General features: G+C 34.4%; 12 protein-coding genes. 2 read left to right on the forward strand and 10 right to left on the reverse strand.

What is annotated here, in order from left to right:
- Positions 1-27 precede the first annotated feature (27 nt).
- The 6 genes from O5O44_RS10840 to O5O44_RS10865 are packed head-to-tail and all read right to left on the reverse strand — an operon-like array spanning position 28 to position 11,683.
- The gene (locus tag O5O44_RS10840; protein WP_289194372.1) at positions 28-1,851 is read right to left on the reverse strand and encodes a sulfatase family protein; all 1,824 of its coding nucleotides are present in this window, start codon (positions 1,849-1,851) and stop codon (positions 28-30) included.
- 10 nt (positions 1,852-1,861) lie between these two features.
- Entirely contained in the window at positions 1,862-3,451 is a 1,590-nt protein-coding gene (locus O5O44_RS10845) for a RagB/SusD family nutrient uptake outer membrane protein (protein ID WP_289194373.1), read from the reverse strand.
- 10 nt (positions 3,452-3,461) lie between these two features.
- Positions 3,462-6,674, reverse strand: coding sequence for a SusC/RagA family TonB-linked outer membrane protein (locus O5O44_RS10850; protein WP_289194374.1), 3,213 nt, complete (start codon positions 6,672-6,674; stop codon positions 3,462-3,464).
- A 20-nt stretch (positions 6,675-6,694) separates the two neighbouring features.
- Complete coding sequence (locus tag O5O44_RS10855; protein ID WP_289194375.1) at positions 6,695-9,157, reverse strand: T9SS type A sorting domain-containing protein; 2,463 nt, start codon at positions 9,155-9,157, stop codon at positions 6,695-6,697.
- A 27-nt stretch (positions 9,158-9,184) separates the two neighbouring features.
- Positions 9,185-10,390 carry a hypothetical protein gene (locus O5O44_RS10860; protein ID WP_289194376.1) on the reverse strand — a complete coding sequence of 402 codons (1,206 nt, stop codon included), beginning with the start codon at positions 10,388-10,390 and terminating at the stop codon, positions 9,185-9,187.
- Positions 10,391-10,396: 6 nt separating this feature from the next.
- Positions 10,397-11,683: a hypothetical protein gene (locus O5O44_RS10865; RefSeq protein WP_289194377.1), complete on the reverse strand. Its 1,287-nt coding sequence runs from the start codon at positions 11,681-11,683 to the stop codon at positions 10,397-10,399.
- 294 nt (positions 11,684-11,977) lie between these two features.
- Here O5O44_RS10865 and O5O44_RS10870 point away from each other — a divergent pair, with 294 nt between their 5' ends.
- On the forward strand, positions 11,978-12,895 hold the full coding sequence (locus tag O5O44_RS10870) for a carboxylesterase family protein (RefSeq protein WP_289194378.1): 918 nt from the start codon (positions 11,978-11,980) through the stop codon (positions 12,893-12,895).
- A gap of 54 nt (positions 12,896-12,949) precedes the next feature.
- On the opposite strand, the gene O5O44_RS10875 is transcribed toward O5O44_RS10870, so the two are convergent.
- The 4 genes from O5O44_RS10875 to O5O44_RS10890 form a co-directional block, all read right to left on the reverse strand.
- A complete protein-coding gene (locus O5O44_RS10875; RefSeq protein WP_289194379.1) occupies positions 12,950-16,765 on the reverse strand; it encodes a hybrid sensor histidine kinase/response regulator transcription factor in 3,816 nt (1,271 codons plus the stop codon).
- 150 nt (positions 16,766-16,915) lie between these two features.
- Entirely contained in the window at positions 16,916-18,313 is a 1,398-nt protein-coding gene (locus O5O44_RS10880) for a sulfatase family protein (protein ID WP_289194380.1), read from the reverse strand.
- Between the two features lie 121 nt (positions 18,314-18,434).
- Positions 18,435-20,063: a sodium:solute symporter gene (locus O5O44_RS10885; protein WP_289194381.1), complete on the reverse strand. Its 1,629-nt coding sequence runs from the start codon at positions 20,061-20,063 to the stop codon at positions 18,435-18,437.
- Between the two features lie 3 nt (positions 20,064-20,066).
- A complete protein-coding gene (locus O5O44_RS10890; RefSeq protein ID WP_289194382.1) occupies positions 20,067-21,092 on the reverse strand; it encodes a glycoside hydrolase family 130 protein in 1,026 nt (341 codons plus the stop codon).
- Between the two features lie 302 nt (positions 21,093-21,394).
- Here O5O44_RS10890 and O5O44_RS10895 point away from each other — a divergent pair, with 302 nt between their 5' ends.
- On the forward strand, positions 21,395-22,963 hold the full coding sequence (locus O5O44_RS10895) for a sulfatase family protein (RefSeq protein ID WP_289194383.1): 1,569 nt from the start codon (positions 21,395-21,397) through the stop codon (positions 22,961-22,963).
- The last annotated feature ends 11 nt before the right edge of the window (positions 22,964-22,974 follow it).

A 22,974-nucleotide genomic window follows, 5' to 3' on the forward strand; every position in this document is an offset into this window, starting at 1 on the left:
AAACTAATAAAATATTAAAGTTTGCTATTAATCAAATTTCAATATGTCAGATATAGGGAGCGTATAACTATAATTTTCAACTGCAACAGGTATATCATCTCCATAAAATTTTGATGTTTTAGAGAGTTTGGGTCTTGCAACCAACCAATAATAGCCTTTCTCTTTAGGTTCAAAACTATTTTCAGCAATATTGTCTAGAACTAAACGAGCCTCCTCTATATTGTCTGATAAAGAATAATATACCGCGTAGGTATTAAAGGCATCCGATTTCTGCCATTTTATTTTTTTCTTTTTCAAAAAAACCGCTATGGGAGCATACTCTTGAAATTGCCACCCTGCCAATGTTTGAAAATACATGTCCTGATAAATTGTTTTGTAATTATCATCAAAAATTAGATTATTCAATTCATCTGGATCTGTCTTAATGTTATATAATTGATCTATAATGCCATGGGTGTAAACAAATTTATAATCGCCTTTTCGCATCATTCTAGACGGCACATTTCTAGCTCCTGGCAACAATTTGTAATCTCCTCCCCTAAATTCCGAATACACAACTCTGTCTTTTAACTCCTCTCCCTTAGTTAATACATCTAATAAAGAAACACCTTGCGCGGTTTCTGGAGTTTTACCATTAATTAATTCTGCCAATGTTGGCATTAAATCTATAAAACTAACAATGGAATTATTGATTGTATTCCCTTTAAATAATTTTGGATACGATACAATGAATGGCACATTTACAGCATCTTCATACATATTGTGTTTTCCTCTTAAACCATGTTCAAATAAATGCTCTCCATGATCTGTAGTGTAGATAATAATAGTGTTGTCATAAAGCCCTTTCTCCTTTAAGGCATTGACTACTCTTCCTACCATATCATCCATTTCTGTAATACAAGCATTGTAGGCAGCCATCACATTTTGAGCTTTTTCAAGGTTTTTAGGAATTCCTGAATGTACCCAATTTGGCACCCAAGGGTATTTACCTTTTTTATACCAGTCATCATAAGTTTCAGGTAATTGATATTCAGAGGGCGTATGCATATCCAAATACGTTTGGGTAGTTGTAAATGGGGCATGCGGTTTTTCAAAACCTACATGTAAGAAGAAGTTTTTGCCATCTTCTGCTCTTTTATTGATAAACTCCACAGATTTTCGTGCCACCACCATATCAAAGTTATCCTCATCATTCTTAACAAGAGTAGGCACATATTCCTCATTAAGATGCATAGAGCCTCCCTTATAGGTTTTCCCATACTTCTTAAATTGTCTGTAACGCATATAGGTATCTTCACCCACTTCATCTTCATAATGGCCGCCAGGGAAGTATGTATAATACCTTAGGCCAATTTCATCAAAGCCCATATCATTTCCTTCCTTATGGTCTTCGTCTACATCTTTTTGGAGTTCACCGTGCACATGCATTTTACCTGGTGAAGCCGACACATACCCTTGCTCTTTAAACACATCTGCTAAGGTAACAATGCCCTCATGATAACCAGTTTCCCTAAGGTACCCACTACCTAGATTTTTAACTTTCCCATTGGGCATAGTTACTGGAGCTTTATGATATATGGCACCATTGGCATAGGGATACATACCGGTAACCAATGATGCCCTTGCAGGTGCACAAACAGGAGCGGGTGTGTAAGCGTTATTAAACATTACCCCTGTTTTGGCTAGTTCATCAATATTTGGTGTAATTGACCTTTGGCTTCCGTATGCTCCGGTTTCTTCTAATTTATGCTGATCTGAAATTATAAAGACAACATTAGGTTTTTGACTATTACTTTGTGCATGAATGTTACATGCACAAAGCAGTAAGAACCCAAAAAATAATTTTCTCATAGGTGATTTATTAATCTATGTTTCCGTTTGCAGACGATTCAATTAACGGAATTGGCCAGGTATAATCTTCAGGCTGCCTTGCTCCAACCGTATTATTATAACTTGACCTACAGTATTCATCATAAACACCCATTCTGGTTAAATCAAAAAAGCGGTGGCCTTCTAATGATAATTCTTGAAATCTTTCATGCAAAATGGCATGCCTGAATTCTTCCATAGATAGCCCAGTCCCGTCAAAATTATCCATACTCACACGATTCCTCAATGTACTTAAATCAGCGTTGGCCATAGCTGGGTCTTGGTTAATCTCTGCCAAAGCTTCTGCACGCATCAAATAAACCTCTGCCAAGCGAATAATATGCCAATTTTGTTGGCTTGTATATTCTGTTGTAGCATTGGTATCGATATATTTTGATGTATATACTACGTTCAAGTTTCCATTTGCTGCCCCTGTTGCGGTTATGGTCCTGATATAACCCGTACTATTAGGATTCAAGACATATGTTTTGGTAGCGTCTTGAAAATTCTGAATAATGGAGTTTTGAAATCGAATATCGGTCTTGTCTATATTGTTATTTATAAAACCTCCTTGCATTTTATTGGTGCCACCCCAGCCACCTCCGCTAAGGCCAGCGTTTCTAGGACAAAATAAATTGGAAACTGCGGTACCTTGTTCCACAATTGAGGAACCTTGCACATCAAATAACAATTCTGGGTTATTTCCATTTGAAGCTGAAAAAATATTTTTCCAATCTTCTAAATTAGACACCAATTGATAACCGTTTTCGTTTAACGCCAAATCACATTGCTCTTTGGCCATTCGGTAATACGATTCTGGCGATTCTGAAATACCATTATAGCGTTCATTGCCTAATACCCCAGCCATAGCACTGCGCTTTGAAGAGGCTATTTGTAAATAGGTTTTAGCTAACATTGCATGTGCTGACGCCTTTGTTACCCTTCCAATATTATTGATATAACCATTTCTAGTTTCATTAAATCCCCAACAATTATCTGCCGCAAATTGAAAATCGTTAATAATTACCTCATAGATATCTTCAATAGGAGACACTGGTAACCCTTCTTCTCCTGGTTGTACTGGTGTCGTTCTAAGTGGTACTTCTCCAAAACACCTTACCAGGTTAAAGTAATTTAAACCTCTTAAAAATCTTGCCTCTCCAATTACTCTCCATTTTAGCTCTTCATCTATATTGCTTGTTTGAGCCACCCTAGCTATCACATTATTGGCATCTTTTATGCCAACATAAGCTTCTTTCCAAAAGTTAGGCAAATTTTGGTCTGTGTTAGCTATAGTACCACTTCTAAAATTCCCATGTTTCCAACTAGAGGCTCCTTGATCCGAGGCCGCAAAAGCATTGGATAAAAATTGCTGTCTGTAATAACCAACACCACTTTTTAACTGGGCATAAACTGCTGTTACTGCAGCCAATGCATCCGTATCGTTTTGATAGAAAAAATCTGTTCCTATTTGCGTAAAAGGCTCTTCCTCTAATGCTTCATCACAACTAACAAAAATGAATGAAACAATTAGTAAATAACACAACTTAAATTTCATGTTTTTCAATTTAAATGCTTTCATAATCAATTTTTTAATAATTAAACTTTAATCCTAACGTATAGGTTCTCGTACCTGGATACCCTCCAAAGTCAACACCTCTTCTCTGAGGGTCTTTGTTATACGTTTGCACTTCTGGGTCATAACCTGGGTAATCTGTCCAAGTCACCAAATTTTGACCCGTAGCATATAACCTTAAACTTTTACTATTTTTAAAGTTAATGGTATAGCCAATATTTAGGTTTTTTAATCTTATGTATGACCCGTCAAAAACTTGCCTGTCTGAAACGATAGCTCTTTGCCCAGGGTCTGTAAGCGGTGCTGGGTTACCAACATTAGTCGTTTGTCCATCAGCTGGGTTATAGGTAACATTACCAGAAGCATCAACATTTAATGGTGCTTTCCATGAATCTTCAAAAGACGATAACAAGCCATTTCTACTGTTTTGGTTTCCGGTTAAGGCCCAAGAGTCTACCCAGAAAATATCACCTCCTTTTTGACCTGTGAATAATACACTCATATCCCAATTACCTAAACTGAAATTATTGGTAATCGCAGCAGTAAAATCAGGATTAGGATCACCGATTTGCACATAGTCCTCAAAATTAATCTCTTGTGTTGCCAATGGTTGACCACTACCATCAAGATCAACCGAATTATTAATGTACTTAATTTCTCCCGGAGCAGCACCATCAATACCACTAGCTATAGCTTCATCCCAGTCTTGATAAATTCCATTGGTTTGAGCTCCCCAAAAAATACCTAAAGGTTGCCCTTCCATAAACATAATTGGGTTTGCCTGACTAAATCCGACTGATGGCCCCAATTGAAATTCTAAATTAGAGTTTAGTTTCACTAATTTATTTCTATTCAATGAAAAATTACCTGATACATTCCATCCAAATTTATCAGTATCAAAAAGCGCTGCATTAATACCCAATTCAATACCCTTGTTTTCAACTTCTCCAAAATTGTCAACAATCGTTGCAAAACCATTTGATGCTGGCAATGTTACATTTTGAAGTAAATCATAAGTCAACTTATAATAGGTATCTATGGTTAAGCCAACCTTAGAATTAAAAAGTCCAATATCTAAACCGGCATTGAATTGGTCTGTAGTTTCCCAAGTTAAGTCATCATTAGCCAAGTTTGATTCATAAAAACCTGTTACCAACTGATTATTAAAGTTATATCTAATTGGTGTTAAAAGCGCTAGTGACTGATAAGGAGCTATAGGATTACTTCCCGTTTTACCATAAGATAGTCTTAGCTTTAGATTAGAAATTGAATTAGAATTCTTTAAAAAGTTTTCGTTAGAAATTGCCCAAGCTAACGCCACAGAAGGGAAAATAGCACTTTTATTATTTTCGGCAAATTTAGAAGACGCATCTATACGTGTATTTACATCTATATAATATTTACTCTTGTAATTATACCCAACTCTAGCAAGCCCAGACAATAAACCAAACTCTCTAAATTGTGCAATAGGTACTAATACATCTGTTGCCGACTCAAAAGTATAAAAGGTTGTTGCATCATTACCAAAGCCAAATGCCTTGTTAAACATAGCGCGAATATTATTATTCTCATAAGTACCTACAAGAATAGCATCAACACGGTGACCTTTAAAATTGTTTCTATAACGTAAACTTGCTTCGGTATAAATTTTCTTGTTCTCTATAAAAGATTGTGTAGCCTCACCATTATTTCTTCTACCCCGTGTGGTATTCGTTGGATAATAACTATCTCTATTACTTTTTTGATAGTTAAAAGCGCCTTTAACAACTCCCGTTAGTTTTGGGGTTATTTTAGCGGATACTGAAACATTTTGAATAAAATTAACGGATTGCTTTCTATCAGTCACGAACTTAGCTAGTGTGTAAGGATTTGAAATAACATTTCCTTCATTTAAATCTGCATAAATATCATCATCTTGTCCAGGCTCCAAAATATCAAAAATGGGTTGAAACTGCAACGCTTGCGACACCACACTTCTTTGTTGGAAAATTTGACTGTTACCTACAGAAGCAGCATTACCTGTATTGTAAGCCATATTAGTTCTTGTAAAAATATCAATTTTATCATTGAAAGCTTTTCTTTTACCGTTCACATTAAAAGTCACTCTCTTATTACCTGTGTTAATAATAACACCTTCAATATCCTGAAAGCCTAAACTCACAGATAAATTTCTTTTTCTATCTCCGCCACGATATGATAGATTGTACGCATTTGAAAATGCCATTCGATATGTTAAATCTTGCCAATTATTGTTAACTCCTGTAGTAGTAGGATAAGGCAAATTAAAAGCTGCTAATTCTGGGTAATTATCTACGGTTAAAGGTTGAGAGCCATCAAAAGCACCACCTGCCCTCTGCGGGTCAGTAATATTTACATATAATTGGTTAATGACTCTTTGATTCATATAATCTTCAAACTGAGGGCCATCCATAACACCAATATTTTTTACAACGTCTGTAATAAAATTATCAACTGTTAGTGTTAATGCATCTTTGCCCCCATCTTTTCCGCCGCTTTTTGTGGTAATAATAATAACCCCATTGGCTCCTCTAGCTCCATAAACTGCTGTAGCCGCGGCATCTTTAAGCACTTCCATTTTTTCTATGTCATTTGGATTTAAAAAGCTAAGGGAGCTTTGTGATTGCCCCGAGCCTCCATTTCCTTCGGCATCTGTTAGTGGGTCAATTGGAATACCATCAATTACATATAAAGGTTGCGTTCCACCAAGCATAGAGTTTGTTCCTCTAACAGAAATGGCAATGCCTCCACCTGGTTCTGAACTTTCATTTACAACAACACCAGCTACTTGACCCTGTAGCATTTGTTCTATAGAGTTTGTTCTATTTTTCTCCAGTTGCTCTGTTGTAACCTGAGCAATTGAACCCGATAAATCTTTTTTAGTAACATCGAAGTAACCTACACTTACCACAACTTCATCAAGCTGTGAAATATCAGATTCTAAAAGAACTTGAACCGAAGGTGAAGAAACCTTTAATTCTGTAGTTTTATAACCTATATATGAAAATACAAGTACGGCTCCTTTCTCTGCATCAATTTGAAATTCCCCGTCAAAATCTGTGACGGCTCCCTTGGAGGTTCCTTTTACAAGAATAGCGGCACCAGGTAAAGGCTGTTTTGTTTCTTTGTCTAGTACTTTGCCTTTTATATTAATTTCCTGTGCCATGAGGCAGACAGGGAACAATAAAACAAATAAAATTAATTTTCTCATAAGTTAAATTTAGTTTGATTTTAGTTAATAATTAGTTTTTTTATTTCAATGGACTTATTTGTATCTTGAATACGTACTATATATGAACCAGCACTTAATCCAGAAACATCAATATTTTCATTTTGCTGGTAGGTAAACATTTTTAAGGCTCTGCCATGAATATCAAAAAATAAAATTCTAGCACCACTCTCTACCCCCTTTAAGTTAACCTCATTTATGGCAGGATTTGGATATATTGTTACATTGCTGATGCTTTCTGGAGACTCTGTTGATAGCGTTATAGCCCATTGTTCCATTAAAAAACTAGCGGCATGACCCCAAGAACCATCTGGTTCAATTAGCCATTTACCATCCATCCATTCATAAAGAAAATCATCTTCGTATTGCACGCCTTTTTCCCAGGTAAAACCATTTGGTGCTCCTTGTTGTCCAGAGCAATACAAATTCCATAAATAGAAATTCGGTATATTAAGCCCTAATGCCACCCCGATATACCTGCCATAACGGTTTTCTATGACCGATTGGGTGTTACTTCCATTATAAGGTGGATTTTCATTAATAGCAAACTCCCCTATTTGTACTGGAAAACTAAAAGGAAGATCTCTTGTTTCTGTTGTAAAATAGCGTGCTATTTCCAAGCCTTTCCACATAGCATGTCCGTGAGGATTAGCATTATTAGTCCAACCTCCATCGTAAGCAGACCAAGAGGTTAAATCTAATCTCGTTTTAGAGGCTACATCAGCTATAACACATGGAATATCACTTTCCATCATGGTTTTACGCGTACCGCTGTCATTCCACCATAGTTTATTAAACTCAATACCATGGTAAACTTTTACTGAATCATTAAAAACCTCATTTCTTGCTCGCTCCGTACCTCGTTGTCTAGCCCTAAACATACGAGCCATACCTTCAATATCCCATTCAACATCATCGGGTATAAGTGTTGGGTCTTGTTCCCACAGTACGCCTTGCCCTCGTAGCATCCAATCACCTTCCCAGTTTTGATATACAAAGGTTTTTCGCGTTGCTCCATAGGTCTCCAGCAGGTGTTTGGTTAAATCGTAAAATTGTTGTTCTTCATTTAAATAACTGCTATGGTCGAAGTCGGGGCCTTTTTTCCAATCGCCCTTATTTTTTGTAGTCGTCCAAAATGTATGTGTTTTTATATGCTTCCTTTTAAACAAGGAATCAATATATTGATGTTGGGCTACATCCTTTAATGTTGGAAAACTTGGCCATGTATGGTTAAAGGGGTAGGCACTAAACATCTTTCCGTTAATAGCTGTTAGTGTTGTTTTAATGGAAGTAGCTCCAAAATCTTTATAATAATCTAATCCTTCCAACAAATAAGGTCTATCGGTAAAATTATACCAACCAGCGATATGACTAGACCCAAAAATATTTTGAATTTGACTAACATCTACTCCAAGGTTTGGGTCATTTGCATCAATGGCAGACGTAATTTGTGCTTTAGTCGGTAACGTACTTGAATAATGTGCCCTTAACTCACCATTATTAGTAAAATTAAAATTAGGATTGCTTTGAAGCAGGTTATCAAAATCAACACCCTCTCCTAATCTAAAAAGACCGTCTGTACTTATATTTAGATTAAAACCAGCTGCTTCACTTATTACATTTAAATCGCCTTCATTGATTGACTGCACATATAAACTCCCCTTATCTGCTATTGTTAAAGAAGATGAATCTCCTGACGTTGTATTTTTTGTAAACAGACTTACATTATTGGCAATTACGACACCTTCGATTGTTAAGTCTGCTTTAGCCGTTGGTAAGCTCCATTGGTAAGTACTACCTGTAAGACCAAGGTTCTGCTTAATATTAATATAGGAATAATGTTTAATGGTTACATTAACCCTATTATTAGATTTAATAGCAAAACTATCATCTATAATTATATTGTATAGGTCTATAACCAAATTTCTTTCTCCAGAAGAACTTGAAATGTTTAAGGACTTGGGATTAAAAAAACCTGAGCCCGATACATATGTTGTTTCTTCATTTAGATTTAAGTATATACGACTGTTATAATCATATATCAGTCCATCTCCAGCACCCGAGGGCTGGTTTCTACCAGCAGAAAAAGTACCATTACATAAAATACTACCATTTATACGCAAGTCTTTTGCAAAATTGGGCGTGTTATGTCCCATTTGCAACACACCTCCCTGTTTTACTCTTAAATTGTTGCATAAATCCACAACCTGACCAGATGTCGTTCCTTGTACATCGATGTATATGGTATGATTCCCTTCAATACTAACATCATCTGTAGCTGTAGGCACAACCCCTGTACTCCATATTGAAGAGTCACTCCAATTACCATTGGATACGGTTGTTATAGCCTCGGAAAAATCTATATTTTGATCACTTATAAGTGATAATTGCCCATATGTAGTTGACAGCGTTAAGCAAAAGCTAAACACTAGAAGTATAAGCTTGTTATTAGTAATTTTTTTCATAGTTCTTTTTTTGCAATTTATTTTTGACTACAAGGCTTTTAAAACCTCCAAAGCCTTTTTTCTGAATACGTCTGACGGAGGGTATGCTTTATTTTCATTTTTATAGCCCTCTAAATAAGCATTCATTTTTTTGTAAAAATTCTGGTGTAAATAATACAGCGGTCTTTTTTCTCCTTGTTCATTTATAAGTGACATCTCTTTTGAACGTCCTGTATTTTTATCATATTCATTATTATACATCTGCCAGTGTAGTGCAAATGGGATATCCAGCTCCAGTGCAATTTGCATAATCTCTTTAGTCTCTTTGTCTTGCGTTTTTAGAGTTTCAGGCTTATTTTTATTAGCGTGATAGCCATACTCTCCCAAATAAACTCTTCTAGAAAATGGTAAATTCTTTTTAGGTTTTAGTTGCCCTTCCAGATAGTTGAAGATTCCTTTTAATGTATTCTTTTTCTCGTCATAGCTCTTGTTCTTAATCGCCTCATAGCTGGAATACGACACAAAATCTACATCAACCTTAGGAAGGATATCTTTTGAAATACAGGTTTTGCCCTGCATCCCTTTTAAAACCAAATTCACCTCCACGTAGTGATAGATTTCCACATTTTTGTGTTCGGTTTTTCTTTTGGCATCATCAATGGCTTTTTGCCTTATCTGAAACCACTTGGTCATGTTCTTTACATGAGTTTTAGATGGTGTCATGTTCCTGTTAAAACCAGAGTGTAATAACCAATCGCCTTCCCAATTTCCAATCATAAAGGTTTTACCGGAATTGTTATATTCTTTTAACAGGTATGTGGCTAACTCGAACATTTCGTTATACAGATCTTGCTCCTCCCTTTTATTTATCCTGTTTTTCCATTTCACATCGGTAAGTGTATGCACCCACGCAAAAACATATTTAAAGTCCATGTCAAAAACTTTCTTGAAATCCGGAATGGATTTAAAAAGTTCTAAAGTTGTATTTGCCTTAACCTCTTTTAAGCTGTAAGATTTTGTAGTATTTCGTCCCAAGGAAATCTTTAAAATATTAGAACCCATAGAACGGATATGCTTAGCTTGCTCTACCAGCTTCGAATCATTAGTAAACTGGTATTTACCACCAATACCTTGTGTTCCCAATACAAAATTGTAATCCTCAAGCTCAAATATTGGGTCATAATCTACCTTTTGCCCAAATAGCAGTCCGCTTGATAAAAGCAAACAAAAAATAAGATATCTATTAACTTTCATAGGGATTTATGGATTTAAACTTTTAAACTTCAGCGCATGTTTTCTAAAGAGATCAAAACTGGGAAGCAAGTTGTTTTTATCTAAATAATCTTTAACAAAAGTCCTAGACTCTTTGTAAAAATTGTTGTGTGTATGCCAAATGGGTTGTTTTGTACCTTTATCATCAATCAGCCAATATCCTACTTGTTCTCCTGTCTCCTTTTTAATTTCATTGTTGTACATCTCCCAATACAAAATAAAAGGCGTACCCCATTCCAATGCCGTTTTTATGGTCCAGATAGAGCGTAAATTTTGCATTTCATCATTGTGATGAATGCTAGGGTTACCATATTCTCCAATCCATACGCGCTTTCCAGAAGGTAGCCCTTCTTTTGGTGACAACTGTGACTCCAAATAATCCAGTGATTTTTTAAGGTTTTCGTTTAACGCTGTTTCTTTTTTATATGGGTTAGTAGCATCATACGAAGAATACGATACGTAGTCTGGATTTACTACATTTACAATACTATTGGCAACCACTTTTGCCTCTGGTTCCATTAAAGCTTTTCTAACCAAATTAACCTCTATATAATGATACACCTCAACCTTACTGTGCTTTACATCCCTTTTAGCATCATCAATAGCTTTTTGTCTCGTTATTGCCCATTGCGTCATACCCTCTAAAGTTTTCAGATTCACGGGCTTCGTTCTATCATAATCTGACCTTAAATGCCAATCGCCTTCCCAGTTTCCTAAATAAAAAACTTTACCAGAACCACTATATGTTTTTAAAAGGTGTGATGTAAAATCATACACCTCTTTATACAAAGCCTCTTTGTATTTCTCAGGGTATCCGTTTATGAATTTTATTTGAGCCGTATCGTCCTTCTTACCTACTGGTTCTGGCGTGTATTGAGAAAATCCATAAACCCAAATATGGTAATACTTAAAATCCATATCCAACACCTCTTTCATAGATGGCTCTAGAGTTGCCAATTTGGTAAGCGAGTTTATATTGTCGTTTTTTGGTAATCCATAATTTTCTGAACAATATCTAGGGTGCATAGAAAACTTAAGAAGATTAGAGCCCATGTTTTTAATCTCATTCGCCGTTTCTACCAACATAGTCTTCTCTGTAAACTTATATTTTGCCCCTACAGTTTGAGTTCCTATGGCAAAATTGTAAGATTCAATACTCTTTTCAGCTTTCTTAATTTGATTGGTTTCACTATTATTAAATGCACTTATTGAAAAGTAAATTAAACCTACTGCAACAAGCAATATGGGTAAGTAAAATGCTTTTGTTTTTTTCATTTGTATTCAGATAAATTATCGATACTGCAAAATCCAAAAAAAAGAAACAAAATAGGTAGAAAAGCAATTCAACTAGGTTTAAATAGTAGTCAAAACCTAATTTCACATCCTTTTGAAAAATAATTGCTCAGCTTACCCGAAAACAACACATGAATCTAAAAAACAACCATTTAAGCCATACTTTGTAGCTAACAACCATCATAAAATAAGGTTGAAAACTGTTTTTAAACTTAATTGAACAAAAACCTTTAACCTTTATTGGTTTTATATTTTTATATCTCTAAATGGTATACTATGAAATTTAAAACAATATTTACCTGTATTATTGCAATACAAATGGCTGCTTGCCAACAAAACGATGATGTTGAAGCAACGATTCCTAATGATGCTACTACTACAGAAATAGAACAATTAGCACTCGTTAGTGACGATACTGATTTAGTAAACCTTCCAACAAGTGCTACTTATGTAAAGGAGCAAAGTTTAAAAGGCGAAAACACATCTCCTTATGGATATGTAGTTCGAAGACCTGAAGGGTTTGGTACTGACGGAAAACAATATCCCATTTTAGTTTTCCTCCATGGGGTTGGAAACCGAGGAAACAGTGCAAACAATCCTGATGATTTAAACAAGGTAGATCAAGGTGCAGCCATACGTGCTATAAAACTTGGTTTGTGGAGCCCTAAAGTAGCCCTTCCTGTTTTTGCTCCTCAAACGTCAGCGAATTGGGAGGGAGATGAATTGAAAAAATTTATTGAATATCTTATCGATACATATCCGAATGCAATCAATACAAATAGAATTTACCTTTCAGGTTTTAGTATGGGCGGCTATGGAACTTGGACATATCTCAATTCATTTAGTTACGATGCCAGCTTAATTGCTGCCGCGGTTTCTTTGGCGGGAACTGTGGATGTAAATGACACTAAAATTGAAGGGTTAAAGTTAATGCCTTTTTGGATGTTTCATGGACAACGGGATCCAACCTTACCCGTAAGCAGATCCACGAGCGTAGCGAATAAGTTTGAAGCACAGTATCCTGACCAAAATCATCAGAAGATTACTGTTTTTACCCAAGATGATTTTGATGGACAGTACCATCGTATAGACCATGGTGTTTATGATCAAACCTTTTGGGACAAAAACCAAACTGGGGAGGTGTTCGATGTAGACATTGTTAATTGGATGTTGCAATATAAACGCCCAGATTAATTATTCTATCGCTAATTCAATGGTAAGTAACATGGAAAATCTTAGAAGTAAAGATTAGTTGTTTTCCATAAACTCTTTTGGTGTTTTTCCGTAGTGTTTTTTAAACAGTGTGCTAAAATATTTTGGGTCTTGAAATCCAGATTCATAAGCAATGTCAGAAATTCTACTATGTGCTTTCTTTTTCATTAATTCCTCTGCATGCCCCAGTTTAATTTTTACAATTAAATCTGATGGAGACATATGTACTAATCCTTTTAATTTTCTAAATAGATTAGACCTACTGAGCCCCATGACCTCACACAAAGTATCAATAGAAAAATCTTTTTCTGTTAAATTCTCTTTGATCACATTTATAACATCAGACAAGAAACTCTCATCTGGTGTCATCTGTTTTTTTACTTCTTTATCGCCTAACAATCTATTCACATTTTCTCTAGATCTAATAAGATTATTGATCGTTGCGGTAAGAATAGATACATTAAATGGCTTCTCTACATAAGCATCTGCACCGGTTTCTAATCCTTGTATTTTATCGTCTATATCTGCAAGCGCAGTTAACATAACTACAGGGATATGACTTGTTTTAAAATTGGTTTTAAGCAAATTACACAGCTCTTTACCATCCATTTCTGGCATCATAACATCTGTGATAATTAAATCAGGGTTTTTTGAGAGCGCTAACAACAAGCCTTCTTTACCGTTAGAAGCTTCAATAACGGTGTAATTTTTTACTAACTCATTTTTAACGGCTCCTCGTAATTCTTCATTATCTTCTACTAAAAGAATGAGCTTATTCTTAGTGATCAGTTCGTCAACATTAGCTTTTGCTTCTTCTTGATTGCTTTCATCTACAATATGCTCGTCACTGTAGTGTTCTGTTCCACTAGGCAAAACAATAGTAAACTTAGAACCTATATTCTCTTTACTCTCCAACAGTATTTTACCACCATGTAATTCTACTATTTTTTTAGACAATAGTAACCCAATACCTGTACCCGGAATTCCTTTATTGGAAACGTTAGTTCCTCTAGTAAAACGTTTAAATATTAATTCTTGCTGCTTTTCTGGGATACCAACACCATTGTCTATAAACTCAATTTTAAAATTACTGTCATCTAAATATGCCTTCACCTTTATTTCTCCTCCCTCGTTACTATACTTAATGGCGTTTGAAATTAAATTGTAAAAAATTCGGTTCATTTTAGCTTTGTCAAACCATACAGGAATGTGTTTAACTTCTAAGGATATATCTAAAGACTTTTCTTGAAGAATAGGTGTAAAATCATTAATAATTTTGGCTAAACAATCTTTTAAATCTACTTTGCTAACGCTTAGTTTTAGTTGCTTTCTATCTATCTTTTGAAAATCTAACAGTTGGGTTACATACTCATTTAAGTTTTGTGAGTTTCTTTGAATAAGTTCTATTGACTTTTCTGTATTTTCCTGATTTGTGAGTTGTTTTACAAGTAGCTGAATAAGCGATACCGGAGTTCTAATATCATGCGCTACCTCAACAAAAAACTTAATCCTGTTTTCATCAAACCGCTTTTGAATATTGGCTCTAGAAATTCTAAAAATTAAATAGACAATTAAAAGAAAAAGTAGCATGTAAAAACCAAAAGCCCAAATGGATTTCCAGAAAGGTTTTTTGACAACAATTTCTAGGGTATAATCATTGTCTCCTTTTACTCCATCTGCATTAAAACCCTTTACATGTAATTGATAAGTTCCAGGATTCAAGTTTGAATAGTATATTTTTTCATTACCATAGCTTACATGATAATCTTTATCAAACCCTTTTAATTTAGACTGAAAAGCATTACTCTTAGAGCCGTGAAACTTGATGGTTTCATAATTAAAAGAGATGGTATTTTGATCATAATTTAACACCAGTTTTTTAGTATAATTGATATTTTTTGAAAGTGTTAAACTATCGGGTTCTTTACCGTTTATCTGAAAGTTTGAGATAAATATGTCTGAAAGAGGCCTGTCCTTAAACAAATCAATGGGGTTAAAAACAACTGCTCCTTTTGCACCACCAAAAGCTAATCTGCCATCTTTAAACTTGGCGGAAGCTCCAATACCAAATTCGTCAATTAACATTCCATCCTGCAGGCCATACTTTCTGAAGAATTTATTTTTAATGTCATACCTCCAAAGACCAGAAACTGATGCAAAATAGAGGTTTTGCATATTGTCTTTTTTAATAGAATAAACGGTTCCTATTCTTTTATTGGTGTTATCTGCTAAATTTTCTAATTGTTCTGTACTCAAGTTGTATTTGTACAAACCATTTTTGCTTCCAATCCAAATACAGTTGTTTACATAGTCTAAATTTAAATCATAGATTTCGTTAAAGGCGTTAAAAATGGATTCTTCAATTTTTCGTATACTCGCATTACGTGTATTAAGTTCAAAAAAACCTGTGTTAGTACCAACATAATTTATATTATCATATCCTTCTACCAAAGACCTTACCAATCCTACTGAATATGTATTTACAAACCTGCTGTTTTTAAAATGTGTTAACGGTGCATCACTACCTCCTATCCATAAATTATCATCATAAGCTCTTATTCTAAAAATAAATTTTGAAGGTTTTTTAGATTCCAACTTAAAATTAGAAACTTTACCATTGTCTTGATTTAAGACCAATAATCCTTCCCCATAGGTTCCTAACATCAAATTGTTTTGATATTCATTTACCGCTAAAACGGCTGTATTATACAATTTAGGATCTTTATTATAATTAGTCCAATTCTTATTCTCATCGTATTTACTCACACCGTTTTCTGTACCAAACCAGACAGCGCCAGAAGTCGATTCATAAATAGACCTTATGTTGTTGTTTTGAATGCTATTAGCCTTGTTTTGTACATGCTTAATATTGGTAAATACATTTTCTTTATCGTAAACAATGTTTATTCCGCCTTCCCTAACTCCCAACCAGTAGGCATTCGTATCATCAACATAGATTTCATATATACTATTTTGACTAATAGAATTTTGATTATCTTCATTATGGCTATAGGATTTAACAATCTCAAATTTGTCATCTAAAAGAAACAGTCCTAATCGATCTATAGCAATTAAAGCATTATTATTCTTATCAAAATCAATTTGACGAATGGCATATGTCTTATTAGAAATTTGACTAATGGGTATGTTCTTAATATCTTCTTTATTGATGATATACAAACCTCCTACTTCTGTACCTACCCAAATTCTTGTTTCAGAATCAAAAGCAAAATCTATAATGTCTTGGTCTGATAAATATTTTTGTTCTAAGGCAAGTTTTTTAGTGTCTTCTTTGTAACTAAAGACTAAAAGTCCTCTTGAAGAAGCGGCATACACCATATTATTATAGAACTCAACTTTCCTATTATTGATAAAGTTTTTGAATTGTACTTCTGTAGCCCGATGTGTTGATAAATCATAAACGATAAATCCTGCAGAAAGCCCTATGAGTATATTCGAATCGTTTAGATTTGTTAAAGATATAAACCTGTTCTTGGTCTCTGTATATAGTTCTTCAAAACGATCTTTCTCATAATGATATTTAATAAGAGAACCACCAGAGCTTATTGCATAAAGATTGCCCTTTACATTAAGGAGATCAGCAATTTCCTTCCCTTTTATTTTGTTGTTCTCATCTAGGTCGTAATTTTTAAACTCTACTCCAGAATATCTATTGACCCCTTGATCTGTCCCAATCCACATATAGCCCAAACTATCACGTTCAAATGCATTGATTGTTCCGCTAATTAGACCATCTTTACTGTCTAAATGAATTATTTGTTGACTATAAAGTGCTGTATTAAAGAATACGAACAATAAACAAAACAAAAATAAAATCACTAGTTTTTTCATATACTAAAAATACTAATTTTTGAACTGTATAAAGCTCTATAATTTATAGCTGAGGGACTAGGATGAGCCTAACTAATTGTTCTTGTTTTTAAAAAAACAAAAATTAAATTTTAAAAGATTGTATTTTTGAAACAATTAGAGAACGAGTAGTTATCTAATTTCTATACCCTTACTATGATTTTTCTTTGGAATTTGGGTTCTCAACCACCAATCTCTATCGGTATTGTACTTATACTTCTTCTTTTGGTTTTCTAATTTTTCTCTTAATTCTTTCTCTACAGTATCGTATGTTGGATCATTAATTAAGTTTTTCATCTCTCCTGGATCATTCTCCAAATCATACAACTCATCAATATCATTTTCTAAAAAAGCATCTATCAACTTATATTTTTCTGAGCGGATAGCCAACATATCTGGTCCCGCATAGGGGTATTCATCATCAACATAATACTCAAACATAAATGATTTTCGCCACTGATCATTCTCTTTGTCTTCATCAAAAAGATTTAGCATAGACTCTCCTTGCATATATTCAGGAGCATTCACTCCTGCCAATTCTAGAATAGTTGGAGCCAAATCTATATTTAAAGCATTTTCATTAATTACCGTACCTGCCTTAATTTTTTCTGGATATCTTATTAGCATAGGTATTTTCATAGAATTTTCATAAGCAATACGCTTATCCCAATAACCATGCTCCCCCATAAAATAACCATTGTCACTACTGTAGATAATGACAGTATTCTCCAATTCATCCATCTCTTCAAGAGTTTGAATGACTTTACCAAGAGATTCATCTACAGCCAATAAAGTTTCTAATAGACTCTTAAACTTATATCCTTTAATTGGCCAAGGTTTTGGAGCTATGGTGTCTGAGCGAACATACTGCTTCCATTTAGAATCCCATGCTTTAATACGTTGCCATTCAGGTTTCCCTGCAAAGTTTTCTAGATGCGTACCATAAGGAGGTGTAGGCAGGCTGTCATTTTTAAAAATTTTATTATGTCTTGGTGCTGGAGAATGGTTTTCATGCACCGCTTTATGCCAAAGATTTAAACTAAAAGGTTTATTGGGATCTCTTTCTTTTTTTAGCCAATCAATTGCTTTGCCCGTTAAAATATCTGTCATATACCCTTTTTCCTGATACTCCTTACCATTATCATTTACCATAGGGTCAAAATATTCTCCTTGCCCAATAAAGCTGTACCAATAATCAAATCCAGGCCTGATATGTTTTTCTCCCTTAAAGTGTGCCATGTGAATTTTACCCACATGAGCTGTTTGGTAACCAGCACTTTGCAAATGTTGATTGTATGGTTGATAGGTTTCCCAATCTGGATCAACATGCTGATTATTTTGATTAACACCATGTATATGCGGATATGTTCCTGTTAAGAAACTCGCTCTAGATGGTGAACAAATGGATTGTGTAACATAATAGTTTTCAAAGATTGCTCCTTCATCTTGTAAACGCTGCATGTTTGGTGTTTTAAGAAATGGATATCTACCACTAGATTCTAATGCATCAAAAGGTTGATCATCTACCAAAATAAATAAAAAGTTAGGCTTTTTAGCTGTTTCTTGTTGAGCGCAAGAAAAGAAGGTACTTGCAACAACAAATAATAAAAGTATTGTTTTATAGTTGTTTAAAAATTTCATAATCTATTTTTTACCAGAATGCAATTAAAATGATGACACAAAAAACAATAAGTAAGTAAGACCAAAATCTATAGCTTTTATAAACTGCTTGTTGCTTTAAATTAATGGTTTCTCTTTTAAATTCTGCTAAAGAGAAGGTTAGGTTTTCAGTCTTCTCAAGTGGTGGTTTTTTAGTCGCTAAACTAACTACTACCATAACCAACATACTCCACACAAAATAATATGGCACTGTTAGTAAAAAGTGTATGTCACCAAAAATTGAATGTCCGTTGTTTACGGTAAAAATAATATTGGCTATTCCTAGTAAAATTCCTGCTATTAAACCAGAGAAAGCGCCAGTTGCATTGGTTCTTTTCCAAAAGATTCCTAAAATAAATGCAGCTACAATTGGCGGTGCCATAATTGATAACATTTCTTGATAGTACTTTAATAGCGTTCCAAATTGCTTTCCAATTTGTGGCGCCCACATTACAGCAATGATTAATACTGTAATAGAAGCCGTTTTTCCAACTCTTACTTTTTGTTTTGATGTACTTTCTGGCTTTATTTTATTATAAAAATCCATCGTAAAAAGTGTTGCAACTGAATTTAACAACCCACTTAACGAAGATGTTAATGCAGCTACCATAGCAGCCATCATAAACCCAATAAGCACATTGGGTAATAATTCCATAATTAGGTTTGGATAAACCATATCTGGCTTTGGTAATTCTGGGAATAATTTAATAGCCATTACTCCAGGAATAATGATTAGAAACAATGTTAGCATGGTTAAAAAACCAACCAATAAAACTCCTTTACGTCCTTCATCAATAGATTTTGCTGTAAGTACACGTTGCACCAATTGTTGATTGTTTCCCCAAAAGAATAGTCCTAAAATTGGAATCCCAACAATCATTCCCAGCCAAGGTACAGATGAATCATTATTTGGTCTTACAAGCTTCATTAAAACATCTCCTTCAGTCAGTAATTCTTTTACATATTCTGCACCGCCATTATAGATTGCATAAAAAGTTAAAATCACGGAACCTACCAAAAGAAAAACACCTTGCATTAAGTCAACTCTAATAGCAGCAGATAGACCTCCTGGTATGGTGTAAGCAGCCACTACAATTGCAAATATGATTGACAAGGTTAATATTGAAGCCTCTGGAAACACCAATTTCATTACCATTGCAGCAGCATATAAAGAACCTGCTGCATCTAAGAAGATATTTACAATAATGGTGATTGCCGAAAAATAATACCTAGAAGCTACATTAAACCTTTTTTCAAGAAACTCAGGAATAGTAAATATTTTGGATTTAATGTAGAATGGTAAAATAAACCAAGCAAAAAATATCATAACCAAAACCGAAATCAGGTTGTAATTAAAAACGGCAATCCCTGTACTATAGGCATCACCAGCTTGTCCAATTAATGTTGAACTAGATATACTAGCGGCAAAAAGAGAAAAACCAATAACTGGCCAAGTCATCCCTCTACCAGCGAGAAAATACGATTTTTCATCCTTACTTTTACTGTATTTAACACCTAGGTAAACTATAAAAAGAAAATAAAGTATGATAATAACAATGTCTGCCCAAGAAAGACCATTTACCCAATTTGGGCCATTGGTAATAATATTATTTGCTAGCATATTTTATGAATTTTGTTCTTTACTAAGTGTAAAATCAATTAATTCATTTACATCACAAGTTGCCAAACCTATGTATTTATCTGCTCCTCCATAATACACATACAAAGTATCATCTACAATCATATTTCCAGTCGGAAAAACACAACCTTTATAATAGCCTTCAATTTCATAATCGAATTCTGGTTCCATAATATAGTCTTTAGTTCTACCAATTACTTTGGTTGGGTCTTCTAAGTCTAACATTACAGCACCAACTCTATAGTATCCTAAACCTCCATTTTCTACACCGTGATATAATACTAACCAACCTCTATCAGTCTTTAAAGGAGGTGTGCTTCCACCTACTTTTTCTTCCCATCCACCATCAATTCCACCTATAAGGATAGTACTAGGTTCTTTCCATACTAACATATCATCACTAAAGCGAATCCAAACTGCTGGCTTGCTTACACCATATTCTTCTCCAATCCATTCTTTTGGCCTGTGTAACATGGCATATTTTCCGTTGATTTTCTCTGGAAATAAAATGACATCTCTATCATCTAAGTTAGAATCTGTAATTCTTCCTAATTTTATCCATTCTTTAAAATCTTTAGTCATCGCTAAAGCAGAGTTTGCCATATTATTATTTATAAAATGTGGTGCATGATCTCCATGATCTTCTGTTAAAACCTCATCATGAGCAAATTTCCAATATTGTCCAGGAGGAAAAGGCCTGTAGGCATAGGTTACATAATAATAATCATCAAACTTTACAATTCTAGCATCTTCAATACACCCCATATCTGGACCATCTTCACTTGGGCCTAAAACTGGTCTATCAGACACACGTTTAAAATTTTCTCCATCTTCACTTACTGCTAAACCAAATCTTATGACATGGTCTTCATCATCTCCTGCAGCTCTATAAAGCATATAGAATTTTCCATTATCATAATACACTCCAGGGTTACAAACTACAAGGTTCTCCCAATCGTTTTTTGGATTTGGAGTTAATATTGGATTTCCTGCAAATTTTTTAAGTTTCATCAGTTTAGAAATATTTATTAGTAAATTTTTATTTGCACAATATTAATTTGATATTAGAAAATAAAGGTTTTCAAATAGGTCAATAAGGATAAATAGATGGTCAACCTGATAACTAAAGGGGGGATTCAACCTAAATCTTTGTATTATGGTACTAGGTATTGCAATATTCGCGTAGACACTCCAATGGGTTTTAATGACCAAAGGTCAGTTTAAAGATAACTTTGCCCAATAAACAAACCTAATAAAGCATCAAGCGAATTAAATTTGTTGCCTATAAGCCTATATTCTCAAATTGAATAGATATGAATAAATTCTTTCTCTTACTATGCCTAATTCCCGTTTTTGGAAACTGCCAGAGTGATACTGGTCAATCACAAAAACCCAATATTATTTTTATACTTTCTGACGACCATGCCACAAGTGCTATTTCAGCTTATAATGATAGATATAAAGGTATAGCACCTACCACTAATATAGACAAGATAGCTGATGAAGGAGCCGTATTAATAAACGCATTTAGCACCAATGCCATTTGCGGCCCCAGTAGAGCATCTATTGTAACCGGAAAATACAATCATATAAATGGTTATTACAAAAACTATCAAGGTGGTTATTTTGATGGAACTCAATGGACCTACCCAAAAGCACTTCAAAATTCCGGCTACCAAACCGCCTTAGTTGGCAAATGGCATTTGGCTTCAGAACCACGAGGGTTTGATTATTACAAATATCATATTGACCATGGTGAACAAGGTGTGTATTGGAATCCAACCTACAGCGAAAATGGTATACCAGTAAACGAAAAAGGGTATGCAACAAATTTAACCACCGATTTTGCTCTAGAATGGCTAAAAAATAAAGAAAGTGATAAGCCATTTTGTTTACTACTTCAATATAAAGCACCCCATAGAGAATGGGCCCCGGACAAAAAATATGAAGAGTTATGGGAACATGAAGATTTACCGCTTCCGGACACTTTTTATGACGACTATAAAGGCAGGGAACAAACTGCAGGCGACACCCATATGACGATGGATTTCTTCAATAGAAGAGACATGAAATTAATGCCTCCGGATTCACTTACTAAAAAAGAAACAAGAAAATGGCTAGATTTTGGAAATAATCCCAATGAAGTTGTTTTACCTAACGTTAGTTTAAAGGGAAAGGCTTTAAAGGAATGGAAATATCAAAAATACATTAAAGACTATCTAGCGACCATTAAATCAGTTGATGATAATATTGGTAAGGTTCTAAATTATTTAAAGGAGAACAATCTTGAGAAAAATACTATAGTTATTTACGCTTCGGACCAAGGGTTCTTTTTGGGGGAACATGGCTGGTTTGACAAACGATTCATGTATGAAGAATCGTTACGCATGCCTTTTGTAATACGTTATCCAGAAAAGATTAAACCCAAAACTGTAATTGCTGATGTAATATCAAATATAGATTTGGCTCCTACTGTATTAGATATGGTTGGTGTAGACATCCCAAAAGAAGTACAAGGTAAAAGTTTTTTTAAACAATTAAGTGGTATCCCGAATACTGAATGGCGCCAATCTATGTACTATCACTACTACGAATACCCATTTTGGCACCATGTCCAGCCTCATTATGGTATAAGAACAGATAGATATAAACTCATTCATTTTTACTATGATGTGGATGTTTGGGAGTTCTATGATTTAGAGAATGACCCCAATGAATTAAACAATTTGATTGAAGACAAGTCCTATCAACTACTCATTTCAAATTTAAAGGACGAATTATATAGCTTAAAAAAGGAATATGGCAACAACCTTAGTTTAGATGAATTGCGAAAAATATCCGATACAAATTTTGGAGGTTTGGAGTCTCACAAAAAGAAATAAAAACTACTAAT

It is taken from the genome of Algibacter luteus (genome assembly GCF_030344935.1).
GTDB classification, from domain to species: Bacteria; Bacteroidota; Bacteroidia; order Flavobacteriales; family Flavobacteriaceae; genus Arenitalea; species Arenitalea lutea.

Excerpts from the sequence above, each read along its gene's own strand:
- O5O44_RS10855 (WP_289194375.1), bottom strand. The coding sequence starts at position 9,157 with ATGAAAAAAATTACTAATAACAAGCTTATACTTCTAGTGTTTAGCTTT.
- O5O44_RS10870 (WP_289194378.1), top strand. The coding sequence starts at position 11,978 with ATGAAATTTAAAACAATATTTACCTGTATTATTGCAATACAAATGGCT.
- O5O44_RS10845 (WP_289194373.1), bottom strand. The coding sequence starts at position 3,451 with ATGAAAGCATTTAAATTGAAAAACATGAAATTTAAGTTGTGTTATTTA.
- O5O44_RS10850 (WP_289194374.1), bottom strand. The coding sequence starts at position 6,674 with ATGAGAAAATTAATTTTATTTGTTTTATTGTTCCCTGTCTGCCTCATG.
- O5O44_RS10895 (WP_289194383.1), top strand. The coding sequence starts at position 21,395 with ATGAATAAATTCTTTCTCTTACTATGCCTAATTCCCGTTTTTGGAAAC.
- O5O44_RS10885 (WP_289194381.1), bottom strand. The coding sequence starts at position 20,063 with ATGCTAGCAAATAATATTATTACCAATGGCCCAAATTGGGTAAATGGT.
- O5O44_RS10840 (WP_289194372.1), bottom strand. The coding sequence starts at position 1,851 with ATGAGAAAATTATTTTTTGGGTTCTTACTGCTTTGTGCATGTAACATT.
- O5O44_RS10875 (WP_289194379.1), bottom strand. The coding sequence starts at position 16,765 with ATGAAAAAACTAGTGATTTTATTTTTGTTTTGTTTATTGTTCGTATTC.
- O5O44_RS10860 (WP_289194376.1), bottom strand. The coding sequence starts at position 10,390 with ATGAAAGTTAATAGATATCTTATTTTTTGTTTGCTTTTATCAAGCGGA.
- O5O44_RS10890 (WP_289194382.1), bottom strand. The coding sequence starts at position 21,092 with ATGAAACTTAAAAAATTTGCAGGAAATCCAATATTAACTCCAAATCCA.
- O5O44_RS10865 (WP_289194377.1), bottom strand. The coding sequence starts at position 11,683 with ATGAAAAAAACAAAAGCATTTTACTTACCCATATTGCTTGTTGCAGTA.